At 37.2% G+C, this 1,211-nt stretch carries 1 protein-coding gene and 1 pseudogene; both read right to left on the bottom strand.

The genetic code is table 11. From position 1 onward, the window contains the following. Window positions 1–42 precede the first annotated feature (42 nt). Window positions 43–540 (bottom strand): hypothetical protein, encoded by a 498-nt coding sequence (locus IGI58_RS18175; protein ID WP_429952834.1) that lies wholly within the window; start codon window positions 538–540, stop codon window positions 43–45. A 5-nt stretch (window positions 541–545) separates the two neighbouring features. Further along, a pseudogene (locus IGI58_RS18170) lies at window positions 546–1,211 on the bottom strand (DEAD/DEAH box helicase); the annotation flags it as partial.

The raw sequence follows: 1,211 nt of genomic DNA, 5'->3' as shown, positions 1-1,211 counted from the left end.
GGATCTATATGATCTAAAACTTCCAATAAATTAAAACTCATTTCAAGCACTACCTCTCAATCTTCGGTTGTTCGCTTGTGTTTTGGCATTTGCCCAACGACAATTAGAAGGTTCATAATTTCCATTGACATCTATTCTATCTATTGAAAGAGTATCATCATATCCATTTTTTAATGCCCAAGTTTCAAAACTGGCATAGTCATTTTTCCAATCAACACAAATAGTGATACCTCTACCACCGTAATTTTTAAACGCAGGACAATTTTTATTAAAGCACCGTTTTTTCATACCTGACCATATTCTATAAAGTCGATGTTTTGACCCTCCATGTTTATGATTGTTTCCACGTTCCCTTGATTCAATTTCTAAACATCCACAACTTTTTATTAAACCATTTTTTAAATGATCACTTCGAACAGTTTTTTCATTACCGCATTCGCAAATACATTGCCAATATGCATGATTACCAACGTTATCAGAACGTCTTATAGCGGTTAACCTACCAAATTTTTTATTTTCTAAATTCAAAGCCACTGCCATTTTCATCACCTCTCTGGTCTGTATTCCGACGGATTTATTCCACTAGGTATGCGCCAACCATTCCCAGCAATTCGATCAATTAGCTTTTTTGCTCCTTCGAAGTCCCAAGTTCCAACATGTTGGAAACCTCTACCTTCTAAAAACCTGATTTGTTTTGGCGTAGTTAAGCCTTCTATTCTTCGTTTATTAAGTCGCTCTAATAATAATGAGGCCTTCCCTGCATTGTCTATTTCATCAGGCATAATTCCGAATTTTTCTAGTGACTGCAATTGATTATTTGTAGGAGGAGACATTTCAAAACCAAAACTTGGAACATAACTGGAAAGGTCTTCTGCTTGAATACTCATTTCAAATTGCAACGGATCAACTAACTTACGTTTGCGTTTTTTCATTTCAGCAAGTTGTTTAGCCAGAGCTTCCTCACGTTGAGCAATGACATCATCGGCGGCTTTTGCTTCCGCTTCTTCTAAATCAATAGGACAACCTGCCTCTTCGATATTTTCGGTCATCTTCTTGGCTACTTCTTCATTTTCAGCAATTAAATGTGCTGGATGGCAAAGCTCATGCCGCTCTGTATGCCACAAGAAATCTAATAGCAACAATTCTTCTTTCCCTGGATGTAATCGAGTACCCCGCCCAACCATTTGACTATATAAGCTACGTACCTTCGT

Origin of the sequence: Enterococcus sp. AZ020, from assembly GCF_050499205.1 — a bacterium.
In the GTDB taxonomy this organism is placed as follows: Bacteria; Bacillota; Bacilli; order Lactobacillales; family Enterococcaceae; genus Enterococcus_L; species Enterococcus_L dunnyi.
Note: the sequence above shows the minus strand (reverse complement) of the source record. Positions and strands in the feature narration are given on the sequence as shown.

Bases quoted from the DNA above. Each gene is read 5' to 3' on its own strand.
- IGI58_RS18175 (WP_429952834.1), bottom strand. From the start codon at position 540: ATGGCAGTGGCTTTGAATTTAGAAAATAAAAAATTTGGTAGGTTAACC.